Raw genomic sequence first — 21,226 nt, forward strand, 5'->3', positions numbered from 1 at the left:
CGGGATGGCGAACCGATGGGCCGGAGTGACGGTCGACTGCGTCGACGTGGCACGGGTGGCGGGCTTCTGGAGCGCGCTGCTGGACCGCCCGCAGGGGCCGTCCGAGCCGGGCTGGATCTATCTCGGCCACCGCGACGACCCGCAGCCCCGCCTCGTCTTCCAGCCGGTGGCCGAACCGAAGCGGGGCAAGGTACGCCTGCACCTCGACATCGCGGTCGACGACATCGAGCGGGGCATGGCCCAGGTCATCGCCCTCGGCGGCAGGTTCACCGGAGAGCGGCACGCGTACGACGAGGGTGTGGTCGTCGTCATGACCGATCCCGAGGACCACGAATTCTGCATGGCCCAGTACTACTGACCCGGCGCCCGTCAGTCGGCGCGCGGCGCCCACCGCCCGCCGTCCGTCATCCGCAGCCCGGAGTCAGAGACCGCTGACCTTGCCGCTCGCCGACAACTCGTACACCAGCGTGACCGTGCGACGGCCGCCCGGCGGGAGCGCGACGTCCCAGCGGGCGATGCCCTCCGCGTCGACCGCGTCCGGCGCCGGGGAGCACGCGTCCTTGTGCAGGCGTACCTCCACCGCCGAGACCTCGGAGACGGGTACGCGTTCGCGGACGGCCACCACCCGGTCGCCGTGCTCGCCGGGAGCGGAGAACCGGGACAGATGCAGCCGGACCGTGCGGGTGACCACCGTCCGCTGGGTGAGTCCCGCGATGTCGCGGGACTCCTCGGTCTCCCGGACCACCCGGTGGTCGTCGCGGCTGCCGAAGGCCAGCTCGACGGGGGAGCCCGGGGCGGTGAAGTCCAGCGTGCCGCGGCCGCTGAACCCGCTGCCGCGGACGAGATCCACGGGCCCGGCGAGCAGCGCGTGGCCGGACCGGTTGTCGAACCTCACCACCTGGGTGACCAGGGGCGACAACTCCGGTGAGCAGGCGTACTCGCTCGCTGCGGGTGCGGTGAAGGCGGACAGCCGGACCCGGTGGGCCGCGCCGTCCCCGGGGACCGAGACCGGTGCCGGGGACCTCAGCACCCGCGCCTCGCCGCCGTCGTCCACGCCGGGCAGGCCGAGCACCGTCGCCGGTCCGAGGGTGCCGATCTCCTCCTCGCGCAGTTCGACCTCGACCGTGCGGCGCTCCGCGGCGGTGCGGTCCTTGAGCGTCAGCCGGTCCTCGTCCAGCCGGGGCGGATCGGTGGCCAGCGCCGAACGGGCCGTCGACAGGGTCAGCCGTACCCCGGACCAGTCCTCACCGGTGCGCTGCCAGACCATCGCGTCGGTCTCCAGCGTCAGGCCGTCCCCGTCGAGCACCGCCCGGTAGGCGGGCCGCCACAGTGCGCACGGGGTGAGATGGCTCAGACGCAGCCCGACGGGACCGGCTACGGCCGTCCTCACCGTCAGCTCGATGTGGCCTACCAGCTCGGCCGGCTCCTCCTCCGACAGGTCCAGCGCCCGCTGGACGTCCGAGAGTTCGGCGGCGAGAGCGGCCAGCCGAGCCTGTACGGTACGCAGTTGCTCGGCGTGCACGTCGCGCTCGGCGTCCACCCGGTCCAGCTCGCGGGTCCAGCGGGGCCGCTCCGTCTCCCCGAAGCCCGCGCCCTCGCCGATCTCCCGGAGTAGGTCGCCGGCGAGGCGCCCGAGCAGGCCGAGGCGGGCGGTCAGCCGGTCGCGTCGCTGTCCGAGCTCGCGCCGCTCCTCTTCGAGGGCGTGCACGCGGTGGCGCAGCGCGGAGTCGTCCTCCGCGGGAGGTGACGGCTCGCGCGGCGTCCAGTCGCGGACGATCCGCACGTCGAGCACGGTCGCGGGGTGATCGGAGGTCAGCTCCGCATGGAGCGTCCGGTCGACGGCCAGCGCGCTGACCGGTCCGAGACGCAGCCGCTGGATCCCGGCCTCCAGGTCGAGCACGGTGGAGCGCTCGATGTGGGCACGGTCCTCCAGACACGTGACGGCGGTGACGGGGAGAGCGATCGGCTTCGGGGCCGTGGACATGAGGTGGGTCAGCTCCTGCGGTTTCCGCCGGCCAGGGCCTTGCCGGCCGGGATACGGATGGCGTAGCCGCCGTCGAGAGCGGCGGTGGTGCCGGCGGGCAGGTCCCGTCGCCACACCCGGGTGCCGGGCGCATGACGGTCCGGCCCTTCGCCCTCCTCGGGGACCGTCCAGTCGGCCCGCTCCTCGATCCTGACATCCGGCTCGGAGGAGACCGGAACCCGTTCGCGCACCTCCACGATGACGGGCCGCGCCAGCCGGTTGGCCAGCTCCACGTGGACGCGGTGGTCGAGCACCGTCGTGTTGTTGCGCAGGCCCGCGGTCGACTCGTGCAGGTTCGTACGTCGCGTCACCCGGATGCCCTCGGCCGGCCCGAGCCCCACCCGGCGCTCACCGCCGGGTGCCAGCGTGGGCAGCGCGGCGGTCAGCAGGAACTCGTCATCGACGACGACCTCCACCGGGCCGGCCAGCAGCGCCTGGCCGGTGGCGTTGGACAGCACCAGCGTGCCGTACACGACCGGCTCCACGGACGGCACGCAGAGGTACTCGGTGCGCAGACCGACGGGGATCTCGCCGACGGTGACGGTGTGCCAGGTGCCGTCCGACGGGACGTCGGCGCGTGCGGCGGCGTCGAAACGGTGGTCGAAGGAACCCGCAGACTCGCGGGGACGCACGGCGTGACCGGGCAGCGGCAGCATGGCCGCCGCCTCGGCGCGGCGGCGGTACTCGGCCGCGACCGGATCGAACGGGGAGCCGGGGAACAGCAGGCCCCGGCGGCCGCCCTGCTCGTCCGGCCCGGCCAGGGTCAGCGCGGCGTAGTCGAGTTCGGCGCTGCTCGGCTCCGGCGGACCGGCCACCGGCACGGGAGGAAGCGGCGCGGTCATGCCGGGCGCCGGCGGTGCCATGGCGGCGGGCGCCTTCGCGCGGGACCGGCCGGCCGAGCGCGACCTGGTGAGCGACTGAGCCCCGGCCGGCGGCGCCGGGGCGGGCACCGCGCCGCCGAAGGCCTCCGGGAGAGGACCACCCACGGCGACCGGCGGTGGTGGCGGAGCACCGTAACCCCGCGGTGCGGGCGGCGGAACGGAACCCGGCGGGACATCGTCCGCAGAACCCGGCCAGACGCCGGCGGCCACGGCCTCGCTCGCCCGGACCGGAGCGGGGCCTGCCGCGTCGTATCCGGAGAACAGGCCGCCGAGCCCGGCCGGGGGTTCGCGCCAGCCGGACGGCGCGGGGGCGGGCTGGCTGCGCCCGATCCGGACCGAACGGAGCCTCGGCAGATCGGTGCGGCGCCGGAGATCCGCAGTGGCCAGGGCGATGCGTACGCCGGTCCAGTCCTCGCCGGTCCGCTGGGCGACCGAGGCACGCAGCACCAGATTCCCGCTGTCGTCGCCCTGCCGGTGGGTGAGCCGGTACGCCGGTACCCAGACGGCGCCCGGCACCCCGTACTCCAGCTCCAGTTCCACGTCGCCCGCGTCGGAGGGGCCGTCGAGGCTCAGGACCGCGCAGACCGAGGTCTCCACGTGCGCCGACGGCGCGTCGGTGGACTCGCGTTCCAGCCGGTCCGTGGCGACCGTGAGCGCGTGCTCGGCGCCACGCACCGCCTCCTCCAGTTCGACGAGGCGCAGGTGCAGCCCCGTCAGCCGCTCGTCGACGAAATCGGCGAGCTCCAGCCATGCGTCGGCCGGGGTGCGCCGGTGCGGGTCGTCGCGCTTGCGGCCGGGCGGGACCGGGTGGAGGGCGCTGACCTCCTTGATCACGCTCAACTGCCGGTCCCGGCGCTCCTGCGCCGCGGCGTACGCGTCGAGCAGCCGCCGGTACTCGCGCCGCAAGGTGTCCGGCGCGTCCGGGCGGGGCAGTTCGGCCTCGACTTCGACGCGGGCCTCGGTGACACGTACCCCGGAGGCTCCCAGGACCCGGACCCGCAGCGAGCCGGGATCCAGGGAGCGGGGCAGGCCCGTCACCCGCACGTGGCGGTCGCGGGGCACCGCGCCCCGGGCCAGCCGACGGCAGAGCGCGCCCTGCGCGTACACCACGACGGAATCGAGGCTCGACCCCCACCTCGTTACCGACTGATCCGTCATGCGCTCCGCCCCCGCCGCGTTCATGGTGAGTGAAGCCTACGCCGCGACGATGCCCGGCAGGCGCCGATCAGCCGGGTCCGCAGTCCGGGCACAGACCGCGGTAGGTCACCTCGGCCTCCGAGACGGTGAAGCCGAACCGTTCGGACTCCGGCAGCCCGGCGAGCAGGTCGCCGGAGGGGTGGACGTCCCTGATGGCGCCGCAGCCGGAGCACACCAGGTGCTGGTGGGGCTGGTGGGCGTTCGGGTCGTAGCGCTTGGCGCGGCCGTCGGTGGCCACCTCGATCACCTCGCCGAGCGAGACCAGTTCACCGAGGGTGTTGTAGACGGTGGCGCGGGATATCTCCGGCAGCCGGGAGGTGGCGCGTGCGAGGACCTCGTCCGCGGTGAAGTGCACGTGTTCACCGGCGAGTACCTCGGCGACCACCCGGCGTTGAGCCGTCATTCGCCAGCCACGTGCGCGAAGCCGTTGCAGCAGGTCACTCATGCCCACCAGCCTTACTGTGCGTCGTCCGACGATTGGATCCGTACACGCCTGTCGTTCGTATTGACTTGGACTATGTCCATCGTAGGATCGGTTCCGGTCGACAGCCAAGGGACAGGACAGCAGCGGAAAAGTACGTGACTTCAGGAGACGGGGCCGCCGGTCCCGGAATCCGGACCCGGCCTTCCCGCAGTCCGCAGTTCCTCAGCACCGTGATCCGCCCCGTCCGGAAGGATTTCCATGACTGAGAACCACGACGCGATCGTCACCGATCCGAAGGCAGAGGGGGCCGGCGGCTGCCCGGTCGCGCACGGCCGCGCGCCGCACCCGACCCAGGGCGGCGGGAACCGCCAGTGGTGGCCGGAGCGGCTCAACCTGAAGATCCTCGCCAAGAACCCCGCCGTGGCCAATCCGCTCGGTGAGGAGTTCGACTACGCCGAGGCGTTCAAGAGCCTCGACCTCCCGGCGGTGAAGCGCGACATCGCCGAGGTGCTGACGACGTCGCAGGACTGGTGGCCGGCCGACTTCGGCAACTACGGCCCGTTCATGGTCCGGATGGCCTGGCACAGCGCCGGCACCTACCGGATCAGCGACGGACGCGGCGGCGCCGGAGCCGGGCAGCAGCGCTTCGCCCCGCTCAACAGCTGGCCGGACAACGCCAGCCTCGACAAGGCCCGCCGACTGCTGTGGCCGGTCAAGAAGAAGTACGGCAAGAACCTCTCGTGGGCCGACCTGATCGTCCTCACCGGAAACGTCGCCCTGGAGACGATGGGCCTGGAGACCTTCGGCTTCGGCGGCGGCCGCGCGGATGTGTGGGAGCCCGACGAGGACGTCTACTGGGGCCCCGAGACCACCTGGCTGGGCGACGAGCGCTACACCGGCGACCGGGAGCTCGAGAACCCGCTCGGCGCGGTGCAGATGGGCCTCATCTACGTCAACCCCGAGGGCCCCAACGGCACTCCGGACCCGATCGCGGCAGCCCGTGACATCCGTGAGACGTTCCGCCGCATGGCGATGAACGACGAGGAGACGGTCGCCCTGATCGCGGGCGGTCACACCTTCGGCAAGACCCATGGTGCGGGCCCCGCGGACAGTGTGGGCCCCGACCCCGAGGCCGCCCCGATGGAGCAGCTGGGCCTCGGCTGGAAGAGCACGTACGGCACCGGCAAGGGTGCCGACACGATCACCAGCGGTCTGGAGGGCATCTGGACCGACACCCCGACCACCTGGGACAACAGCTTCTTCGACATTCTCTTCGGCTACGAGTGGGAGCTGTTCAAGAGCCCGGCGGGCGCCCACCAGTGGCGGCCGAAGGACGGCGCCGGCGCCGGTACGGTCCCCGACGCGCACGACGCGTCGAAGACCCACGCGCCGACCATGCTGACGACCGACCTCTCGCTCCGGCTCGACCCGGCGTACGAGGAGATCTCGCGGCGCTTCCACCAGAACCCCGACCAGTTCGCCGACGCCTTCGCCCGCGCGTGGTTCAAGCTGACCCACCGCGACATGGGCCCGGTCGTCCGCTACCTCGGCCCGGAGGTCCCCACGGAGACCCTGGTGTGGCAGGACCCGCTGCCCGCCCGGACGCACGAGCTCGTCGACGCGGCGGACATCGCCGCGCTCAAGGAGCGGATCCTCGCCACGGACCTGTCGGTGTCCGAACTCGTCTCCACCGCGTGGGCGTCCGCTTCGTCGTTCCGCGGCAGTGACAAGCGCGGCGGTGCCAACGGTGCCCGCATCCGCCTCGAACCGCAGAACGGCTGGGAGGTCAACGAGCCCGACCGGCTCGCGGGCGTGCTGCGAACCCTCCAGGACATCCAGGAGTCCTTCAACTCCGGCGCGCAGGGCGGCAAGCAGATCTCCCTCGCCGACCTGATCGTCCTCGCCGGTGCGGCGGGCGTCGAGAAGGCGGCCAGGGACGCCGGCTCCGCCATCGAGGTCCCCTTCACCCCGGGCCGCGTCGACGCGTCGCAGGAGCAGACCGACGTGGAGTCGTTCGTCGAGCTGGAGCCGAAGGCCGACGGATTCCGCAACTACCTCGGCAAGGGCAACCGGCTGCCCGCCGAGTACCTGCTGCTCGACCGCGCCAACCTGCTGAACCTGAGCGCGCCCGAGCTGACGGTCCTCGTCGGCGGCCTGCGCGTGCTGGGCGCCAACCACCAGCAGTCCTCGCTCGGCGTCCTCACCGAGACCCCCGGGCAGCTGACCAACGACTTCTTCGTCAACCTGCTCGACCTGGACACGGCGTGGAAGCCCACGTCCGACGACGCGAGCACGTTCGAGGCCCGCGACGCCTCGGGCAAGGTCAAGTGGACCGGCAGCCGCGCCGACCTCGTCTTCGGGTCCAACTCGGAGCTGCGCGCGGTCGCTGAGGTCTACGCGAGCGACGACGCGAAGGAGAAGTTCGTGAAGGACTTCGTGGCCGCGTGGGACAAGGTCATGAACCTGGACCGGTTCGACCTCGTCTGAGCGTGTGTCCGGGCCGGCCTCTCCACGGGGCCGGCCCGGACCTGTGTCACGGGGCGGTGACCCGTCGCCCCGGCCCCAGGTCCTTTCGTCGGGATCATGCCGCGCTCGGGGTTCCGGCACGATCCGGACGAAAGGACCTAGGCTGCCAACCGGCACCGGCACCGATCCAGGAGCTCACCTCATGTTCGACCCCGCAACGACACCCCCGTACCCCGACGCCTTCCGGCCGGACGCAACCCCCGCGCCACACCCGCTGCTGGAGCCGCTGCTCGGATTCCTGGGCAGCTGGACGGGCCGGGGCCGCGGCGGGTACCCGACCCTCGCCGAAGACTTCGCGTACGCGCAGGAGGTCACCTTCAGCCATGACGGGCGGCCCTTCCTCCACTACGAGGCGCGGGCCTGGCTGCTGGACGCGGACGGGCTCCCCCTGCGGCCGGCCGCGCGGGAGAGCGGCTGGTGGCGGATGCAGCCGGAGGGCCGGGTGGAGGCGCTGATCACCCAGCCCACCGGCATCGCGGAGATCCTGACCGGCCGCGCAGACGGTGGCTCGGTAGACCTCACCACCCACCAGGTCGCGGTCACCCCCACCGCCAAGGACGTCGAGGCCAGCCGCCGTCGGTACAACCTGGCGGACGACGACACGCTCGACTTCGTCCACGACCTCGCGGCAGTCGGTCACCGGCTGCGGCACCACCTCACGGCGCAGCTCCGGCGCGAGGCCGGGAGCCAGGTGTAGGGCGCGGCGCGTCCGGCGGGCGGACGGGGCTCAGCGCAGCGCCTCGGGCAGCTCCTCCCGGTGGATGATGCCGAGACGCTGGGTGGCCCGGGTCAGCGCCACGTACAGGTCACTCGTCCCGAACAGGACGGGCTCGACGACCAGCACATGGTCGAACTCCAGGCCCTTCGCCTGCCGCGGGTCGAGCAGTACGACCGGGTGCGTGAGATCGGGTTCGGTGCCCGCGGTGACTCCGGTCAGGAGAGCGCTGATCTCCTCGTGGAGCGCCCGCGGCGCGATCACCGCGAGGCGCCCCTCCTCGGGCGTCAGCTCCAGGACCGCCCGGGCGACCGCGCCCGCCAGGTCGTCTCCTGAGTCCCGGAGCCACGGCGGCTCACCCGTGGACCGCACCGAAGCGGGGGGTGTGAACGACGGGTCGTGGGCGCACAGCACCCGGGCGGCCAGCTCCATGATCTCGGCGGGCGTACGGTAGTTGACCTTCAGCGCGACGTGCTCGAAGCGGTCACCGACGTACGGCCCGAGGATCTTCTCCCACGAGCCGACGCCCGCTTCCTCCGAGGTCTGCGCGGGGTCGCCGACCAGGGTCATCGAGCGGGTCGGCGAGCGGCGCATCAGCAGGCGCCAGGTCATCGGCGACAGCTCCTGGGCCTCGTCGACGATGATGTGCCCGAACGCCCAGGTGCGGTCGGCGGCGGCACGCTCGGCCGCACTGCGGTGATCGGCCTCCTCCTGGCGCTCCGCCATCCGCTCCGCGTCGATGATGTCGTGGGCCGCGAGGACCTCGGACTCCTCGTCCTCGAACTCGAACGACTCCGAGCCCCGCGACAGCTCCAGAACGCCCTGCGCGTAGGCGATCCGCTCCTGGCGCTCGGCCTCCGCGGCCGCCCGCTCGGCACTGTCGTCGGCCCCGAGGAGCTCCGCGGCCTCGTCGAGCAGCGGAACGTCGGCAGGGGTCCACCGCGCACCGCCGGGCGCACGCCGGATCGCCTCGGCGTCCTCGGCGGGTACGTGGACGGGGTCGGCCAGATACTCCGTCAGGAACGCCTCCGGGGTCAGCGGCGGCCAGAGTTCGTCGATGGCGCTGTGCACCGCACCGCTGACGGCGACGGCCTTGCCGAGCTGGGCGATGTCGTCGGGGCCGAGGAAGTTGGGCCCGCCGTACGGATCGGCCCCGATGCGCTCCGTGAGCTGGGCGGTAAGGGCGTCGATGATCCGGAACGCGAAGTGCGGGCGGGCGAGGTTGTGCGGCAGCAGTGTGTCGCGGGCCGCCTGCCGGGCCTCGTAGGCGATCTCCCAGTCGAGGATCAGGTCCCCGTCGTCGTGGGCGATGACCATCGCGGCACCGGGCTCGGGCAGCAACTGCCGGTCGCGCACGGCCATGGCGAGAGCCTCCGCCATCGGCTCACCGCCCTTGACCGCGGCGGCGCGGGGGGTGTCCGTGCCGTCGGCGTGGACCCCGGGAAACAGCTCGGCCTGCGTGGCGAGCAGCACCCCGGTCTCGCCGAGCGCGGGCAGCACCTCACCGATGTAGCTCAGGAACGCCGGGTTGGGGCCCACGATCAGGACGGCGCGCTTGGCGAGCAGTTCACGGTGCTCGAACAGCAGGAACGCCGCCCGGTGCAGCGCCACCGCTGTCTTTCCGGTACCGGGGCCGCCCTCGACGACGAGCACCCCGCGGTGCGGTGCGCGGATGATGCGGTCCTGCTCCGCCTGGATGGTCCGCACGATGTCGCCCATGCGGCCGGTGCGGGCGGAGTTCACGGCGGCCAGCAGCACGGTGTCACCGCTCGGGTCCTCGAACCCGGTGCGCTGCCGGTCCCCGACATCGAGGAGCTCGTCGTGCAGCTCGGTGACGTCGCGGCCCTCGGTGGTGATGTGTCTGCGCCGGCGCAGCCCCATGGGGGTGTGCCCGGTGGCGAGGTAGAAGGGGCGGGCGACCGGCGCGCGCCAGTCGATGAGGAGCGGCGTGTGTGCGGTGTCGTCCTCGCGGATTCCGATGCGGCCGATATGGTGCGCGGTGCCGTCGGAGAGGTCGATACGGCCGAAACACAGCGAGCCGTCCACCGCGTTCAGGGCCGCCAGCAGCCCGGATCGTTCGGCGACGAGCACATCACGCTCGAGACGGGCCTGCAGCCCGGTGCCCACCGGCGTCAGCGCGTCCTCGACGTGCTGGGCGGCGACTCCGCGCACCGCGTCGACGCGGTCGTAGAGCCGGTCGATGAATTCCTGCTCCTTCTGCAATTCGGCGCTTTCCCGAGTTGACAACATTGCTCCCTGACGGATATGGTGTTTCTTAGTGGCCCCCCGTGCGGGGCCTTTTCTGTGGGCGCACAGAAACACTCAATATACTCGGGAAAATCCCCGGTCCGCAATTGCGGACCGGGGATTTCTTGTTGCCGCGGGTCGTGCGCCGCCCTTTTCGGTGGGGTCAGTCCCACTGGTCCTGGTTGATGAAGCGGCTGAAGCCTCGCCAGGAGTTGGGTCCCATGACGCCGTCGATGGGGCCGGTGTAGCCGTGTGCTGCCGAGAGTCGTTGTACCGCGGCCCAGGTGTTGGTTCCGGGGACTCCGTCGAGGGGTCCGGTGTAGCCCCAGTTCCGCATGTTCAGCTGGAGTGCGGTGTAGGTGCGGGGGCCGGGAACGCCGTCGATCGGTCCGGTGTATCCGGACTGGATCCGCAGCCAGTTCTGCGTCCGCTGCCGCCGTGTGCCCGGTCGTGGACGTACGGGATGGTGGCCGCGTAGATCGTTGCCGTACCCGCGTACGGACGCCCAGGAAGCCGCAGATTGCGTCGCGATCCGTGGCGCACCCAGACCAGCGCTCCTCAGCCATGCCCGGACCCCGACTGGCAACCCGTCCCCGGCCCGTTCCAGGAGGTGTCCACGACCGCCGCCCGGCATGCGCAGCCCCGGGTGTGGTTGCGTGCCGTGGTGTGGCTGGTGAAGGAGGCCGGGCTTCATCCGAAGGCGGGCGAGGCGACGTTACGCGTCGCACGGGACCTGGCCGGGCGGATGGACTACACCGCGGGGACCGTGCTGTACGACCTCGACGGCACCGCTGCCCGCTGCGCCCTGTCGAGGGCGACGGTCAAGCGCCATGTCGGGTACCTGCGGGAGCTGGGAGCGCTGGTCTGGGTGCGCCACGGATCGCGACGCAATCTGCGGCTTCCTGGGCGTCCGTACGCGGGTACGGCAACGATCTACGCGGCCACCATCCCGTACGTCCACGACCGGGCACACGGCCATCGCATCGATGGTCAGGGGTTCCGGGCCCGGGTCGTCGGGGTGCCGGTGCCGGCCGAACGGGCCTCGGCGGCGGGCGGTTCCGGCCGCCGGGTGCGTGAGCCCCAATCTCTCGCCGCCCGCCCCCGCACACCCGTAGTCGAGGTAGACGGGAAGCTTGAAGACACCCCGCGCAGGCGCGCGAGGCCGCGAACCGCCTCCCGTCCCGGGAACTCGACGCCGAGAAGCCCGCTCCAGGTCGCCGCCGACATCCGGACCGCCGCTCGGGTCCGGCCGCGTGTCCCCTGGACCCAAGGCGAAGGGCTGCGCCGACTCGCATACGCATTGCGGCCGTTGATCGACCAGGGCCTCGACGCCCACGACATCGCCGCCGAGTTGACCTCCTGGTGGGTCGACTGGCGCCCGGCGCGCCCTGCCGCGTACATCGCCGCGCAGCTCCGTAACCGCACCGCTGCCGCTCCGCGCGAGGACCTCCCCGGCGAACCGGCCCACCCGCACGCCGCCGGGCCCACCGGGAATGCCGCATGGCAGGAGTGGCTCCGGCAGCGAGCCGCCGCCACGGAGCTCCGCGAACCGCAGCGCACCGACGACGACCGCCGCCACGCCCGCCTCTACGGCTGGGACCGCTGGGCGGAGATCGCCGACCACTACGCCACGGACCCCGACGATGCCCTCGATCTCTACGGCACCCGGCTGTGCTGCTACGCGATCAAGCGCTCCTCGGAGGATCGGGGAGGCCGGTGAGACCACGGCCGTCTGGCGCTTCTCGTCGATCTTCATTCCCGGAGAGGGCCGGTCCTCGCGGCCCGCACCCACGGGCGGTCCTTGCTGAACGTCATTCCCATGAGGCGGGCGGGTTCCTGCCTCGATCCCTAGGCGGAACCGCTTCCGGTGGCGGCGTGATGGAGGAAGGCGGATGCGAGAGCGGTCAGGCCGCCCGTGCGCCAGACGATGGCGTAGTCGAAGGTACAACCGGCGGCGATCGGTACGCAGACCAGGCCGGGGCGTGGGTAGAGCTGCTCGGTCTGGGCGCCGACGACGGCCACGCCGTGGCCGGAGGTGACGTAGGCGAGCATCTCCTGGAAACCGGGCAGCCGGGTGATCGTGGGCGCCGGCCGGGTGAGTGGCAGGTGGTGGTCGATCCAGTAGCCGGGAAGGTTCTGGGCGAACAGGAAGGTCTCCTGAGTCAGGTCCTCGGGGGTCACCTCATCACGTCCGGCCAGATGGTGGTCGACGGGGACGGCGAGCAGCGCGGCTTCGGACAGCAGCACGGGCCCGACGGTGAGATCCGGTTCGGCGACGGGCAGCGGCAGGACCGACAGGTCGACTTCGGCGCGGCGCAGTGGCCCGTAGAGGTCGTCCAGTGCGGTCTCGCGGATGGTGACCCGGCAGCCCGGCGTTCCGGCGTGGAAGGCGTCGACCAACGGCAGGACGCGGCGGGCGAGGGCGGCGGACATGTAGCCGAGGTGGAGCTCACCTGTGGTGCCGTGGCCGGTGGCCATCGCTCGCGCGATCGCCGTCTGGATCTGTGCGTAGGCCGGACCGAGCTCGTCCAGGAGCTGTCGGCCGAGCGGGGTCAGCTCCACCCGGCGCGTGGTTCTGGCGAACAGTGGGGCCCCGAAACGGCGTTCGAGCTTCTTGACCGTCTGGCTGACCGAGGCAGGCGCGACCCGCAGCCGCTCCGCGGTGCGGGTGAAATGCAGTTCCTGAGCCAAAGCCAGGAAGACCTCGATGTCCTGCCGTTCCATCGCCTCATTGTTCACCCCGGCTGAAGGATTGTTGGCGAATCCACCGTTGGTGGCGAGGCCGCCGGCGTTCCAGGATTGCCCTGACGTCACACGAACCGGAGGACTGACGATGTGGGAATCGGTACCGCGGCTGCTGGCTCAGCATCGCTACCTCGTCCTCGGCACCGCTGACCGCGAGGGTCGGCCATGGGTCAGCCCGGTGTTCTTCGCCGCCGACGGGCACCACCGGGTTCTGTGGGTGTCCTCGCCGGACAGCCGGCATTCACGGAATATCGCAGCACGTCCGGAGGTGGCGATCACCGTCTTCGACACGGCTGCGCCCGTCGGCGGGGCGGAGGCGATCTACCTGGAGGCGACTGCGGGGCCGGCTGCCGACGACGCCCGCGCGGCGGACCTCGCCTCACTCAACGCCCGTCTGCCGGCCGGCCACCAGCTGGTGCCGGAGGACCTCGCACCGGCCGGGCCGTTGCTGGTCTACCAGGCGGCGGTCTCCAGGCATTTCGTGCTCATCCGTGGAGGCGATGACCGCTTCGACAACGTCACCGACGCCCGGCTCGCGGTGTTTCCACCCGAGGCCGACCCCGACCACACCACGTGAAGGAAACCCATGGCCAAGCTCATCTACTCGATGATCACCTCGCTCGACGGGTACGCCGAGGCGGCGGACGGAAACCTCGGTACTGGGGCGGAGGATCCGGAGGTGCACACCTTCGTCAACGACGTCTTCCGTCCCGTCGGCACGTACCTCTACGGCCGACGGATGTACGAGACGATGGTCTACTGGGAGACCGCGCACACCGAGGCCGGGCTGCCGCCGCACATCCTGCAATACGCCCGCGACTGGCAGGCCGCCGAGAAGGTCGTGTACTCCACGACGTTGGAGTCGGTGTCCAGCACGAGGACCAGGATCGAGCGGACCTTCGACCCGGATGCGGTGCGCAGGCTCAAGGCCGAGGCCGATCACGACCTGACCGTGGACGGTCCGAACCTCGCGGCCCAGGCGATCGCGGCCGGCCTGGTGGACGAGTACCACCTGTTCATCACGACGAGCGTGGTCGGCGGCGGCAAGCGGTTCTTTCCCGACGGTGTGCGCCTCGAACTCGAACTGGTCGAGGAACGTGCCTTCGACAGCGGACTGATCTACGCGCGCTACCGGACCCGCTGAGCCGGGCCGGGTGAGGCAGCGCCCGTAGGCCGCTGTCCGGCGGCCGGGTTCGCAGGACTGCGAGCCGGGGGATGGCGGGAGGGAGGAGGAAGGGGCAGCGTGCGCCCGCCAACAGCCCGTGGGAAAAGCTTGGTTGTGAAGGCATTATCTTCTCCGGCATGGATCACCAGGGAGAGTTTCGCCGGGCAGCGCTGGAGTCGGGCATCCCGGACGACGAGATCAGCAGATTCTGCGAGCACCTTCGTCTGTCGATCGGATTGTCCGTGGGCGGTGGCTTGCCGGTGGTCGGGCGGTTCGGCGGGCTGCCCCGGCTGACTGTGGGTATGCAATGGCCGTCCGCCGGGGACATTCCGTTGCCGTTGCTCCTTTCCGTCGACTGCGGTGCGCTGCCGAGAGTCGACGGCTTCGACCTGCCGGCGGACGGGACGCTGCACTTCTTCGTGCATCAGGAGAGGGACCACGAGGACGGTTCCGGGAGATACGCGCGCGTCGTGTACGTACCGGACGGCGCCGAGACCACGATCGCGGAAGCCCCCGGTCCCGAGTGCGTCCACGAGCAGCTCGACGTCAGCGCCGAGCTCAGAGCCGAACTGCCCCTCTGGCTCCAGGAGGGCGACGAGGACGAGGGGTGGCACGAGTTCTGGGAGGATCTCGAGTGGGAGGACATGTCGCCCTTCCAGCAGAGGTTGTTCCGCTTCATGGAGCATGACCTGCCGCATCTGGCCGAACTCCGGGCTTTGGCCCACGGCCTCTGGTCGTCCGACGCCTTCGCCTTCATCGGCGGGTATGCCGATGACGGGGTGATCAGCAGCATTGCGGAGCAGACCCTCGCGGGACGTGAGAAGGCGGGCGAGATCCCCGCCATACCGGTCGCGCGATGGCCCTCCCACCTGGAGGAGGAGCAGCACCGGCTCACGAGCGAATGGATATCGCTCGCCGGTGAAGCCCGGGGCTACGAGGAGTACCACACGTCCTTCGTGATCCGCCACGACGACTTGGCCGCTGCTCGGGTGGACAAGGCACTGGCCGTGACCGACTTCAGGACCCCATGACCAGGTTCGGCCCCACCTGGGAGCGGAGACCTCCGGACTCCCCGCACCACCCTGCCGCCACGGAAGCTCGGGGGCACGCGATCAACTCGCCCTGTGCCGCCCGATGAGCCGCCGTTGATGTCGGCTGTCAGCCACGCGCCGCCATAACCGTCGCGGGCGCGGTCGTGGCCTCCGCCTCCTCCGGCCGGGGCCCCTGCCCCGGCCGAGAACGTGAGCTATAGTTGATCTTGAAGGCGCGGGCCGCTCCGGCGGTGCGGTTGCCTGTGCGTTGGTCGTCCAAGGAAAGACGCCCCGCTTCCCGCGGGGAAATGCAGGTGCAAGGCCTGCCCAGCGCTCTTCGTGAAGCCCCGTTCCCGCCGCTGCGGTAACGGGGCTTTCCCATGGGCCGGCGGCCCATGCCCGACGTCGGCGGGCGTGCCGAACGGTGCTCCGGTGCTCCTGTCCGCTCCGCGAAGCGCGGCGGTATCCCGACACGTCATTGCGGGGGCCGGGCTACGTCGGCGTCCCGCGATCGGCCCCGAACCGGAACATCAGGCTCCTCGGCTGGAGCACGCGTCCTAACCTGTGAAGCGTCATCCGGGGCGGCGAGAGGATCCATGCGTGTTCGACGAACAGTTGGAGGAGTTCTCCCGGCAGCGGCTCGGCGGACGTCCCGTACCGGAGGACGTACGGATCCTGGCGACAGCGCAGTGGGAGGGACGCGGGCACCCCTTCGAGCGGTTCGGCATCAGTGTGCTGGAGTCCGGTGCCCCGCACCCGCTGGCCGACTTCAGCTATCTCAGCGAGAAGGAGCGGGCCGACCCCGACATCATGGCCAACTGTGCGGCCTCCACGCAGATGGCCACGTATCTGCGGGCCGTGGCCCAGGACGAGGACGGAAACTTCTACGGGTACTGGCTGCACCCGCAGCAGCGGGTGGACCGGAATCCGCCTCCGGTCGTCAAGGTCGACACGGAGTTGACGTACTGGGAGCTGGGCGGGCGCAGCTTCGCCGAAGCCTGTCTGTACGACATCGCGTTCGACGACGACGCGCTGTTCGTGGAGGTGGCCGCGGCGCTCGCGCAGCTGCGCGTCGCCATTTCCGCCGGTTCCTGCGAGGGCCTGGGGCAACTGCCCGCCGACCCTGCCCCGGAGGACGTGCACCGGCGGCTCTACTACGCCGAGCGGCAGCGGCTCGGGCTGCCGGATGCGGGGTACGGAGCAGCCCTTTGACGGGTGGGGCAGGTGAGCGGGCGCGAGGCGGGGACATCGGGTCGCGGGATCACTGACCAGGCTTGCGAACGAGGAGCTGGATCCCGCCGACTCATGTCCGCCCATCGTGTGCACGCTGATGTCCCGGATGTTCAGGACCTCGAACTCGCTGAGCGGAGATGGTTAACGGCGGTACACGGTACGCCGGTTCCGGTCCGGTCGGCGGAGTCGACCGCGATCGGGGATGCCCGCCGCATCCGATGCCCGTCCGTCAGGCGCCCTCCGCGACCGTGCGCTGCCGCCTGTAGTGGCGGGCCGCCCGGGCGCGGTTGCCGCAGGACGGCTTGCACCACTCCTGGCGTCCGTGGCTCTTCACGAAGTAGCGCACACAGCGGGGCGCGGTGCAGGAGCGCAACTGCTCGCGCTGCGGGCCGCTGAGGAACTCGATGGCGGACCGGGCCAGGGCCGCGAGGAGCCGTACGTACGGGTCGGTCTCCGCGGACAGCAGCCGGGTGCCGGGAACTTCCCCGGTCGGCCAGTCCAGTTGCGGGGCGACCGGTTCGCGCGCGGCCACCGCGTTGAGGTGGGCCATCGCCCGGTCGGCGGGCATCAGGCGATGGGCGTCCGCGGGGCTGGGCGGAGCCGGGCTGACCGCCTGGGCGAAGAGGGCGCGGACCGCCTGGCGGAGCTCGACGACGCGGAGCCTGAGGGCCTCGTCCGCGGCGAGTTCCGCGACCGGGACGTGGGCGGCCAGCAAGTCCCGCTGCGCCTGGATCCAGCGCGTCGCTCCCTCCACCGCGGCGAGGTCGTCGGCGACGCCTCCGTCACCGTCGTGACGAATCGTGCTCGCCAGTTCCAATGGCAGCCAGCGCTCCACGGGGCCGTCCCTTCCGTCTCGGTTCCGGTCGTCGACCACTTGATCACATCCCTGCGCACACCCTAAGGTCTCTAACGGAAAAGATGACAACTTCCGTTAGAGGGTGGGGCGGGGCGAGACGCCTGCCCCACCCCACCCCCCAGCGGGGACAGGGCGGGACGCCTGCCCGCTCCGCCCCTGCGGGGACGCCGGCCGAGTACGCCATCGAAGGAGACTGCGGAATGACGCTGCTTGCACAGATCAGCGACCTGCACCTGGACGGCAGCGAGAGGGCGACCCTGCGCGCCACCCGCGTCATGGACTACCTCCGGGCCCTGCCGCACCCGGTGGACGCGCTGCTGGTCACCGGGGACATCGCCGATCACGGTGCGGAGGCCGAGTACGAGGAAGCGGCCCGGATCCTGGCTGCCCCCTTCCCCGTACTCACCTGCCCCGGGAACCACGACGCCCGGCCGGCGTACCGCAAGGCCCTGCTCGGAGAGGCGCCCGGGGACGGTCCGGTCAACCGGCTCCACCACGTGTCCGGTACCGCAGTCCTGATGTGCGACTCCACCATCCCGGGCCGCGACGAGGGACGCCTCGACACCGAGACGCTCGCCTGGATCGACTCCACCCTCAGCGCGCTGCCGCAGGACACCCCGGCCCTGATCGCCTTCCACCAGCCGCCGGTCGCGCTCCATCACCCGCTGCCCGACGCCGGCATGCTCCAGGAGCCCGGGCAGCTGGCCGGCCTGCTCGACGCGCACCCGCGGGTCGCCGCCGTCCTCACGGGCCACGCCCACACCGCGGCCGCGTCGACCTTCGCCTCACGGCCACTGATCGTCGGGCCGGCCATCACCTGGACCCTGCGCATGCCCTGGGAGGGCGACCGTGCCGCGGACCGGGACCAGCCGCCCGGCCTCGCGTTCCACGTCCTGGACGACGAACGGCGGCTGACCACCCACTACCGCGTCGTACTCCCGTAAGCCGTCGCGCGCACGGGGAAGGCGTCGGGACGGACGGCTCAGCCGACCGGTCGGAGCGCGGCCAGGCTCGAACCGTTCGCGTACACGAGGCGGTTGCCGAGGAAGCACGGGGGGCCGCTGGTGGTGCGTCGCCAGGTGACCTTCCCGTAGACGTCGGCCGCGATGACCTCACCCCTTCGGCCCTTCCCCGGGACGTACCAGATGCCTTGCCCGCCCACCTCCTGCGCGGCGGGGACCAGTTCCGAGGGGAGGCGTCGGAGGGCTGTGGACGGCGCGCGGGACGGGTCGCGGTGGCTGCCGTCGGCACGATAGGCGAGCACCTGGCCGCCGTAGCTGACGGGGTACTCGCCGGGCTTCAGGCGCAGGAAGAACGTTCCGTGGTAGGCGTCCCCGACCAGGGCGCCCGCCGAGTCCGGCAGCATCAGGTGGGGTCCCACGAGGAGCGGGATCGACGGGTCCCTGCGGCAGCCTTCGTCAACGGCCGCCTGAGGCTGGTCCCAGCTGAAGGTGCGTTGCCAGGCCGGGGTGGTCGTCGTCTCGGCTTCGAGGTCGTACGCCGCCGCGTGCGCGCGGCAGCCAGGTCCGTGCGGGGTTGTCACCACGAGGACGCGATAGAGGCCGGGGATCACCTCCGCGATGTCGCCGCGGGGCAACGCGACGGGCCTTGACCGGAGCCGGTCCTCACCGCTCCACAGGGTCACGAGACGGCCGTCGGCGACGAAGACCAGCGGATCGCATCTCCGCAGGTAGCGGTCGCCTCCTCCCCCCGCCGCCGCCCCGTCCTGGCCGCAAGGGGTGGCGAAGACGGCCGGGCCGCGGGTTCGGTGCTTCCACCGGACCTGGCCGGTTTCGGCGTTCCAGGCGGTCAGGGTGCAGGAGGATCCGGGCAAGCACGTAGCGGCCACCGCCACACGCGTTCCCGATGTCCACGTGACAGTGACGTACCGCAACTCGCCAGGAGTACGGGCCGGAGGGTAGGCGAGCTCCGTGAAGCGGCCGGTCAGGGGATCGAGCGTCGCGATGAACGGCAACCGGCCCGGTAGGGCCGCACCGATGAGCGTCAACGGGATCTCGGACGGGCCGACGACGGCATGCACCTGCCCCGGCCGTCCGGTGAGGGCGAACCGAGCCGGCAGCCTCGTACGCCAGAGAACCTCCCCGTTTTCATCGATCCTCGCCGCCACTCCGCCCTGCCCGATGACCCCCAGGCGCCGGTTCACCAGCGCCCAGCCGCCCGAAGCGTCCGTCGGCACGGGCAACGGCACACGAAAGGCGTCTTCGGCACCCTCGTACCACTTGAGGGGCGGCGGACCGGGCGCGAAGCAACCGGCGAGCAACGGAAGAAGAATCAGAAGACCGAACAGTCTGCGCATGAAACCCCCTGCGCCACCCTGTACGGGCGCACCGCTCGTGGGGAGCACGAATGACGACCGATTCGGTCACGGAACGGGAATCACCTCGCGCTCGCACCCGTACGCGGCTTCGGGCTCAACTCCCCTCGTGCAGTATGCACATGGCGCTAGGGTCGCCGGATGGGACTCTTCAGCCGCCGCAAGGAAAGCAGCACCGGGACGCACCGACTGCTGCTGATGAAAGACGGGCACGTGAAGAACGTGCCGACCTCCCTGTTCGGGATGGAGCTCGTGCAGGAGGTCAGCCGCCTTCTGGGATCCGAGCACATACGGTCGACCAGGATCAGTGACGAACTGACCCTCTGGCACTCCGAGATCGCGCCCGGCCGGCCCCACCCGGGTGCGCCCAACCCGGCGGCGAGCAGCCTCGCGGCCGAGCACGGTTCGCCTCCGGTCACCGGACCCGCCGTCGTCACCGGCCAGATGCTGTACGGGTCTCCCTACCCGCTGGACCCGGACAAGGCGGCGCAGGTGACGACCCGCCTGGGCGGATAGCGGCCGGCCTGGGCGGATAGCGGCCTGGGCGGCTAGCGACCCGCCTGGGCGGTTGGCGGCCGGCCTGCCCCGTCGGTCGATCACCACCGCCGTCCGGCTGCGCACAAGCGCGCCTCGGCCGGTCCGGCCACGGGCGGCTATCGCCCGTGGCCCTCGTCATCCGACTGCTGCGACAGCGCCTCTTCGGCCCTCCGGCACCACTCCTGCGCCTGCCGGGTGTTCCCCTCCCGCTCCGAGAGGTTCGCCAGCCGGACCATCGCACCGATGTGCCCCGCCTCGGCGGCCTTCTCGTACCAGCCCTGCGCCGCGCGCAGATCGCGGTCCCGCTCCCTGGAACGCCCCAGCGTGAAGCACGCCCCGGCGTCCCCGTTCCGGGCGCGCTCGGTCAGCCATGCGTCGAGCTCGGCGGCCACCTCGGCCCGGCTGAGCAGGTTCGCGAGCAGGCGGGCGCCCTCGTCGTCGCCGGCCCTGGCGGACTTGCGGTACCAGGACCTCGCCGCCTCCCGGTCGCCCTTTTCCAGGGACAGGGAGCCCAGGGCGTTCATCGCCGCGGTGGAGCCCTCGTCCGCCGCCCGCCGGGCCCACCGTGCGGACTCGTCGACGTCGCCCCGGCGGTACAGCAACTCTCCGAGTGCGTAAGCCGCGTCGGCCAGACCTGCCTCGGCGGCCCGGCGGTACCACCTCTCGGCCTCGGATTCGGCGCCCCGCTTCTGACACAGCTCGCCGAGGACGGCCATCGCGTTCGCGTTCCCGCCCTCCGCCGAGCGCCGGTACCAGCGGTCGGACTCGACGTGCTCGCCGCGCCGCCTCAGGAGATACCCGACCATCTCCATCGCGCGCACATGCCCGCCGCCGGCGGCCTCCCGGAGGAGCTCCTCGGCCTCGGCATGCCGTCCCCACTCCCCGAGCAGCGCCCCGAGGGCGGCGGCCGCGTCGGGATGCCGCATCTCGGCCGCCAGGCGCAGCCACCGTTCGCCGCCGGCCCGGTCGTCGTGCGTACCGAGGTACAGGCCGTACCGGAACATCGCCGCCGCGTCGCCCGCCTCGGCGGCCTCACGCAGAGGACCGTCCTCGTCGCCGTCCGGCCTGTCGTTCCCTGAACTCCCCTGCATGAGACGCCCCCTCGGGATTCCTGGCAGTCGACTGATCCCCTGAGACGGCGGTGGCGGCTCTCGCGGTTCCGGCTCGTGTGGGGGGTGCTACGGGACACGTCGCACTGCCCTCTCGCTCCCCCCGCACCCCGAGCCCCGCGCGTCGTGCGTCGTGCGTCGTGCGTCGTGCCCCGTGCGTCGTGCGTCGTGCCCCGCGCGTCGTGCCCATCCGCTTCTACGG

At 71.7% G+C, this 21,226-nt stretch carries 19 protein-coding genes; 10 read left to right on the forward strand and 9 right to left on the reverse strand.

The window, feature by feature from the left end:
• Nucleotides 1–4 precede the first annotated feature (4 nt).
• Nucleotides 5–358, forward strand: a complete 354-nt coding sequence (locus EAO72_RS08090) for a VOC family protein (protein WP_148016555.1) — start codon at nt 5–7, stop codon at nt 356–358.
• 63 nt (nt 359–421) lie between these two features.
• Here the strand turns inward: EAO72_RS08090 and EAO72_RS08095 are convergent, their stop codons facing one another.
• From EAO72_RS08095 to EAO72_RS08105, 3 genes are all read right to left on the reverse strand, one after another.
• On the reverse strand, nt 422–1,984 hold the full coding sequence (locus EAO72_RS08095) for a mucoidy inhibitor MuiA family protein (RefSeq protein WP_148016556.1): 1,563 nt from the start codon (nt 1,982–1,984) through the stop codon (nt 422–424).
• A gap of 8 nt (nt 1,985–1,992) precedes the next feature.
• On the reverse strand, nt 1,993–4,062 hold the full coding sequence (locus EAO72_RS08100; RefSeq protein WP_148016557.1) for a DUF4139 domain-containing protein: 2,070 nt from the start codon (nt 4,060–4,062) through the stop codon (nt 1,993–1,995).
• A gap of 67 nt (nt 4,063–4,129) precedes the next feature.
• Entirely contained in the window at nt 4,130–4,546 is a 417-nt protein-coding gene (locus EAO72_RS08105) for a Fur family transcriptional regulator (protein WP_148016558.1), read from the reverse strand.
• A 237-nt stretch (nt 4,547–4,783) separates the two neighbouring features.
• Here EAO72_RS08105 and katG point away from each other — a divergent pair, with 237 nt between their 5' ends.
• A complete protein-coding gene (gene katG / locus EAO72_RS08110; protein ID WP_148016559.1) occupies nt 4,784–7,012 on the forward strand; it encodes a catalase/peroxidase HPI in 2,229 nt (742 codons plus the stop codon).
• A gap of 181 nt (nt 7,013–7,193) precedes the next feature.
• A complete protein-coding gene (locus EAO72_RS08115) occupies nt 7,194–7,748 on the forward strand; it encodes a nitrobindin family protein (protein ID WP_148016560.1) in 555 nt (184 codons plus the stop codon).
• Nucleotides 7,749–7,778: 30 nt separating this feature from the next.
• On the opposite strand, the gene EAO72_RS08120 is transcribed toward EAO72_RS08115, so the two are convergent.
• Nucleotides 7,779–9,989: a HelD family protein gene (locus EAO72_RS08120; protein WP_148016581.1), complete on the reverse strand. Its 2,211-nt coding sequence runs from the start codon at nt 9,987–9,989 to the stop codon at nt 7,779–7,781.
• A 187-nt stretch (nt 9,990–10,176) separates the two neighbouring features.
• Nucleotides 10,177–10,599: a peptidoglycan-binding domain-containing protein gene (locus tag EAO72_RS42875; RefSeq protein WP_261991367.1), complete on the reverse strand. Its 423-nt coding sequence runs from the start codon at nt 10,597–10,599 to the stop codon at nt 10,177–10,179.
• A 24-nt stretch (nt 10,600–10,623) separates the two neighbouring features.
• Between EAO72_RS42875 and EAO72_RS08130 the strand changes: the two genes are divergently transcribed.
• A complete protein-coding gene (locus EAO72_RS08130) occupies nt 10,624–11,733 on the forward strand; it encodes a cell wall protein (protein ID WP_148016561.1) in 1,110 nt (369 codons plus the stop codon).
• A gap of 128 nt (nt 11,734–11,861) precedes the next feature.
• Here the strand turns inward: EAO72_RS08130 and EAO72_RS08135 are convergent, their stop codons facing one another.
• Nucleotides 11,862–12,737: a LysR family transcriptional regulator gene (locus EAO72_RS08135; RefSeq protein WP_148016562.1), complete on the reverse strand. Its 876-nt coding sequence runs from the start codon at nt 12,735–12,737 to the stop codon at nt 11,862–11,864.
• 109 nt (nt 12,738–12,846) lie between these two features.
• Between EAO72_RS08135 and EAO72_RS08140 the strand changes: the two genes are divergently transcribed.
• The 4 genes from EAO72_RS08140 to EAO72_RS08155 all read left to right on the forward strand — a co-directional run bounded on the left by EAO72_RS08140 (nt 12,847) and on the right by EAO72_RS08155 (nt 16,166).
• Nucleotides 12,847–13,335, forward strand: a complete 489-nt coding sequence (locus EAO72_RS08140) for a pyridoxamine 5'-phosphate oxidase family protein (RefSeq protein WP_187284967.1) — start codon at nt 12,847–12,849, stop codon at nt 13,333–13,335.
• Nucleotides 13,336–13,344: 9 nt separating this feature from the next.
• Nucleotides 13,345–13,902 carry a dihydrofolate reductase family protein gene (locus tag EAO72_RS08145; RefSeq protein WP_148016564.1) on the forward strand — a complete coding sequence of 186 codons (558 nt, stop codon included), beginning with the start codon at nt 13,345–13,347 and terminating at the stop codon, nt 13,900–13,902.
• A 158-nt stretch (nt 13,903–14,060) separates the two neighbouring features.
• Nucleotides 14,061–14,954, forward strand: coding sequence for a DUF1963 domain-containing protein (locus EAO72_RS08150; protein ID WP_148016565.1), 894 nt, complete (start codon nt 14,061–14,063; stop codon nt 14,952–14,954).
• 600 nt (nt 14,955–15,554) lie between these two features.
• Nucleotides 15,555–16,166 (forward strand): hypothetical protein, encoded by a 612-nt coding sequence (locus EAO72_RS08155; RefSeq protein WP_148016566.1) that lies wholly within the window; start codon nt 15,555–15,557, stop codon nt 16,164–16,166.
• A gap of 250 nt (nt 16,167–16,416) precedes the next feature.
• Here EAO72_RS08155 and EAO72_RS08160 read toward each other — a convergent pair whose 3' ends face one another.
• Nucleotides 16,417–17,022, reverse strand: coding sequence for a CGNR zinc finger domain-containing protein (locus EAO72_RS08160; RefSeq protein ID WP_148016567.1), 606 nt, complete (start codon nt 17,020–17,022; stop codon nt 16,417–16,419).
• Between the two features lie 221 nt (nt 17,023–17,243).
• On the opposite strand from EAO72_RS08160, the gene EAO72_RS08165 reads away from it, so the two are divergent.
• Nucleotides 17,244–17,987, forward strand: coding sequence for a metallophosphoesterase (locus EAO72_RS08165; protein ID WP_148016568.1), 744 nt, complete (start codon nt 17,244–17,246; stop codon nt 17,985–17,987).
• Between the two features lie 38 nt (nt 17,988–18,025).
• On the opposite strand, the gene EAO72_RS08170 is transcribed toward EAO72_RS08165, so the two are convergent.
• The gene (locus EAO72_RS08170) at nt 18,026–19,360 is read right to left on the reverse strand and encodes a PQQ-binding-like beta-propeller repeat protein (protein ID WP_148016569.1); all 1,335 of its coding nucleotides are present in this window, start codon (nt 19,358–19,360) and stop codon (nt 18,026–18,028) included.
• 159 nt (nt 19,361–19,519) lie between these two features.
• Between EAO72_RS08170 and EAO72_RS08175 the strand changes: the two genes are divergently transcribed.
• Entirely contained in the window at nt 19,520–19,894 is a 375-nt protein-coding gene (locus tag EAO72_RS08175; RefSeq protein ID WP_148016570.1) for a hypothetical protein, read from the forward strand.
• 137 nt (nt 19,895–20,031) lie between these two features.
• Here EAO72_RS08175 and EAO72_RS08180 read toward each other — a convergent pair whose 3' ends face one another.
• A complete protein-coding gene (locus EAO72_RS08180) occupies nt 20,032–21,006 on the reverse strand; it encodes a tetratricopeptide repeat protein (protein WP_148016571.1) in 975 nt (324 codons plus the stop codon).
• Between the last annotated feature and the right edge of the window lie 220 nt (nt 21,007–21,226).

The sequence above is a fragment of the Streptomyces sp. OR43 genome (genome assembly GCF_008042275.1).
Classification (GTDB): domain Bacteria; phylum Actinomycetota; class Actinomycetes; order Streptomycetales; family Streptomycetaceae; genus Streptomyces.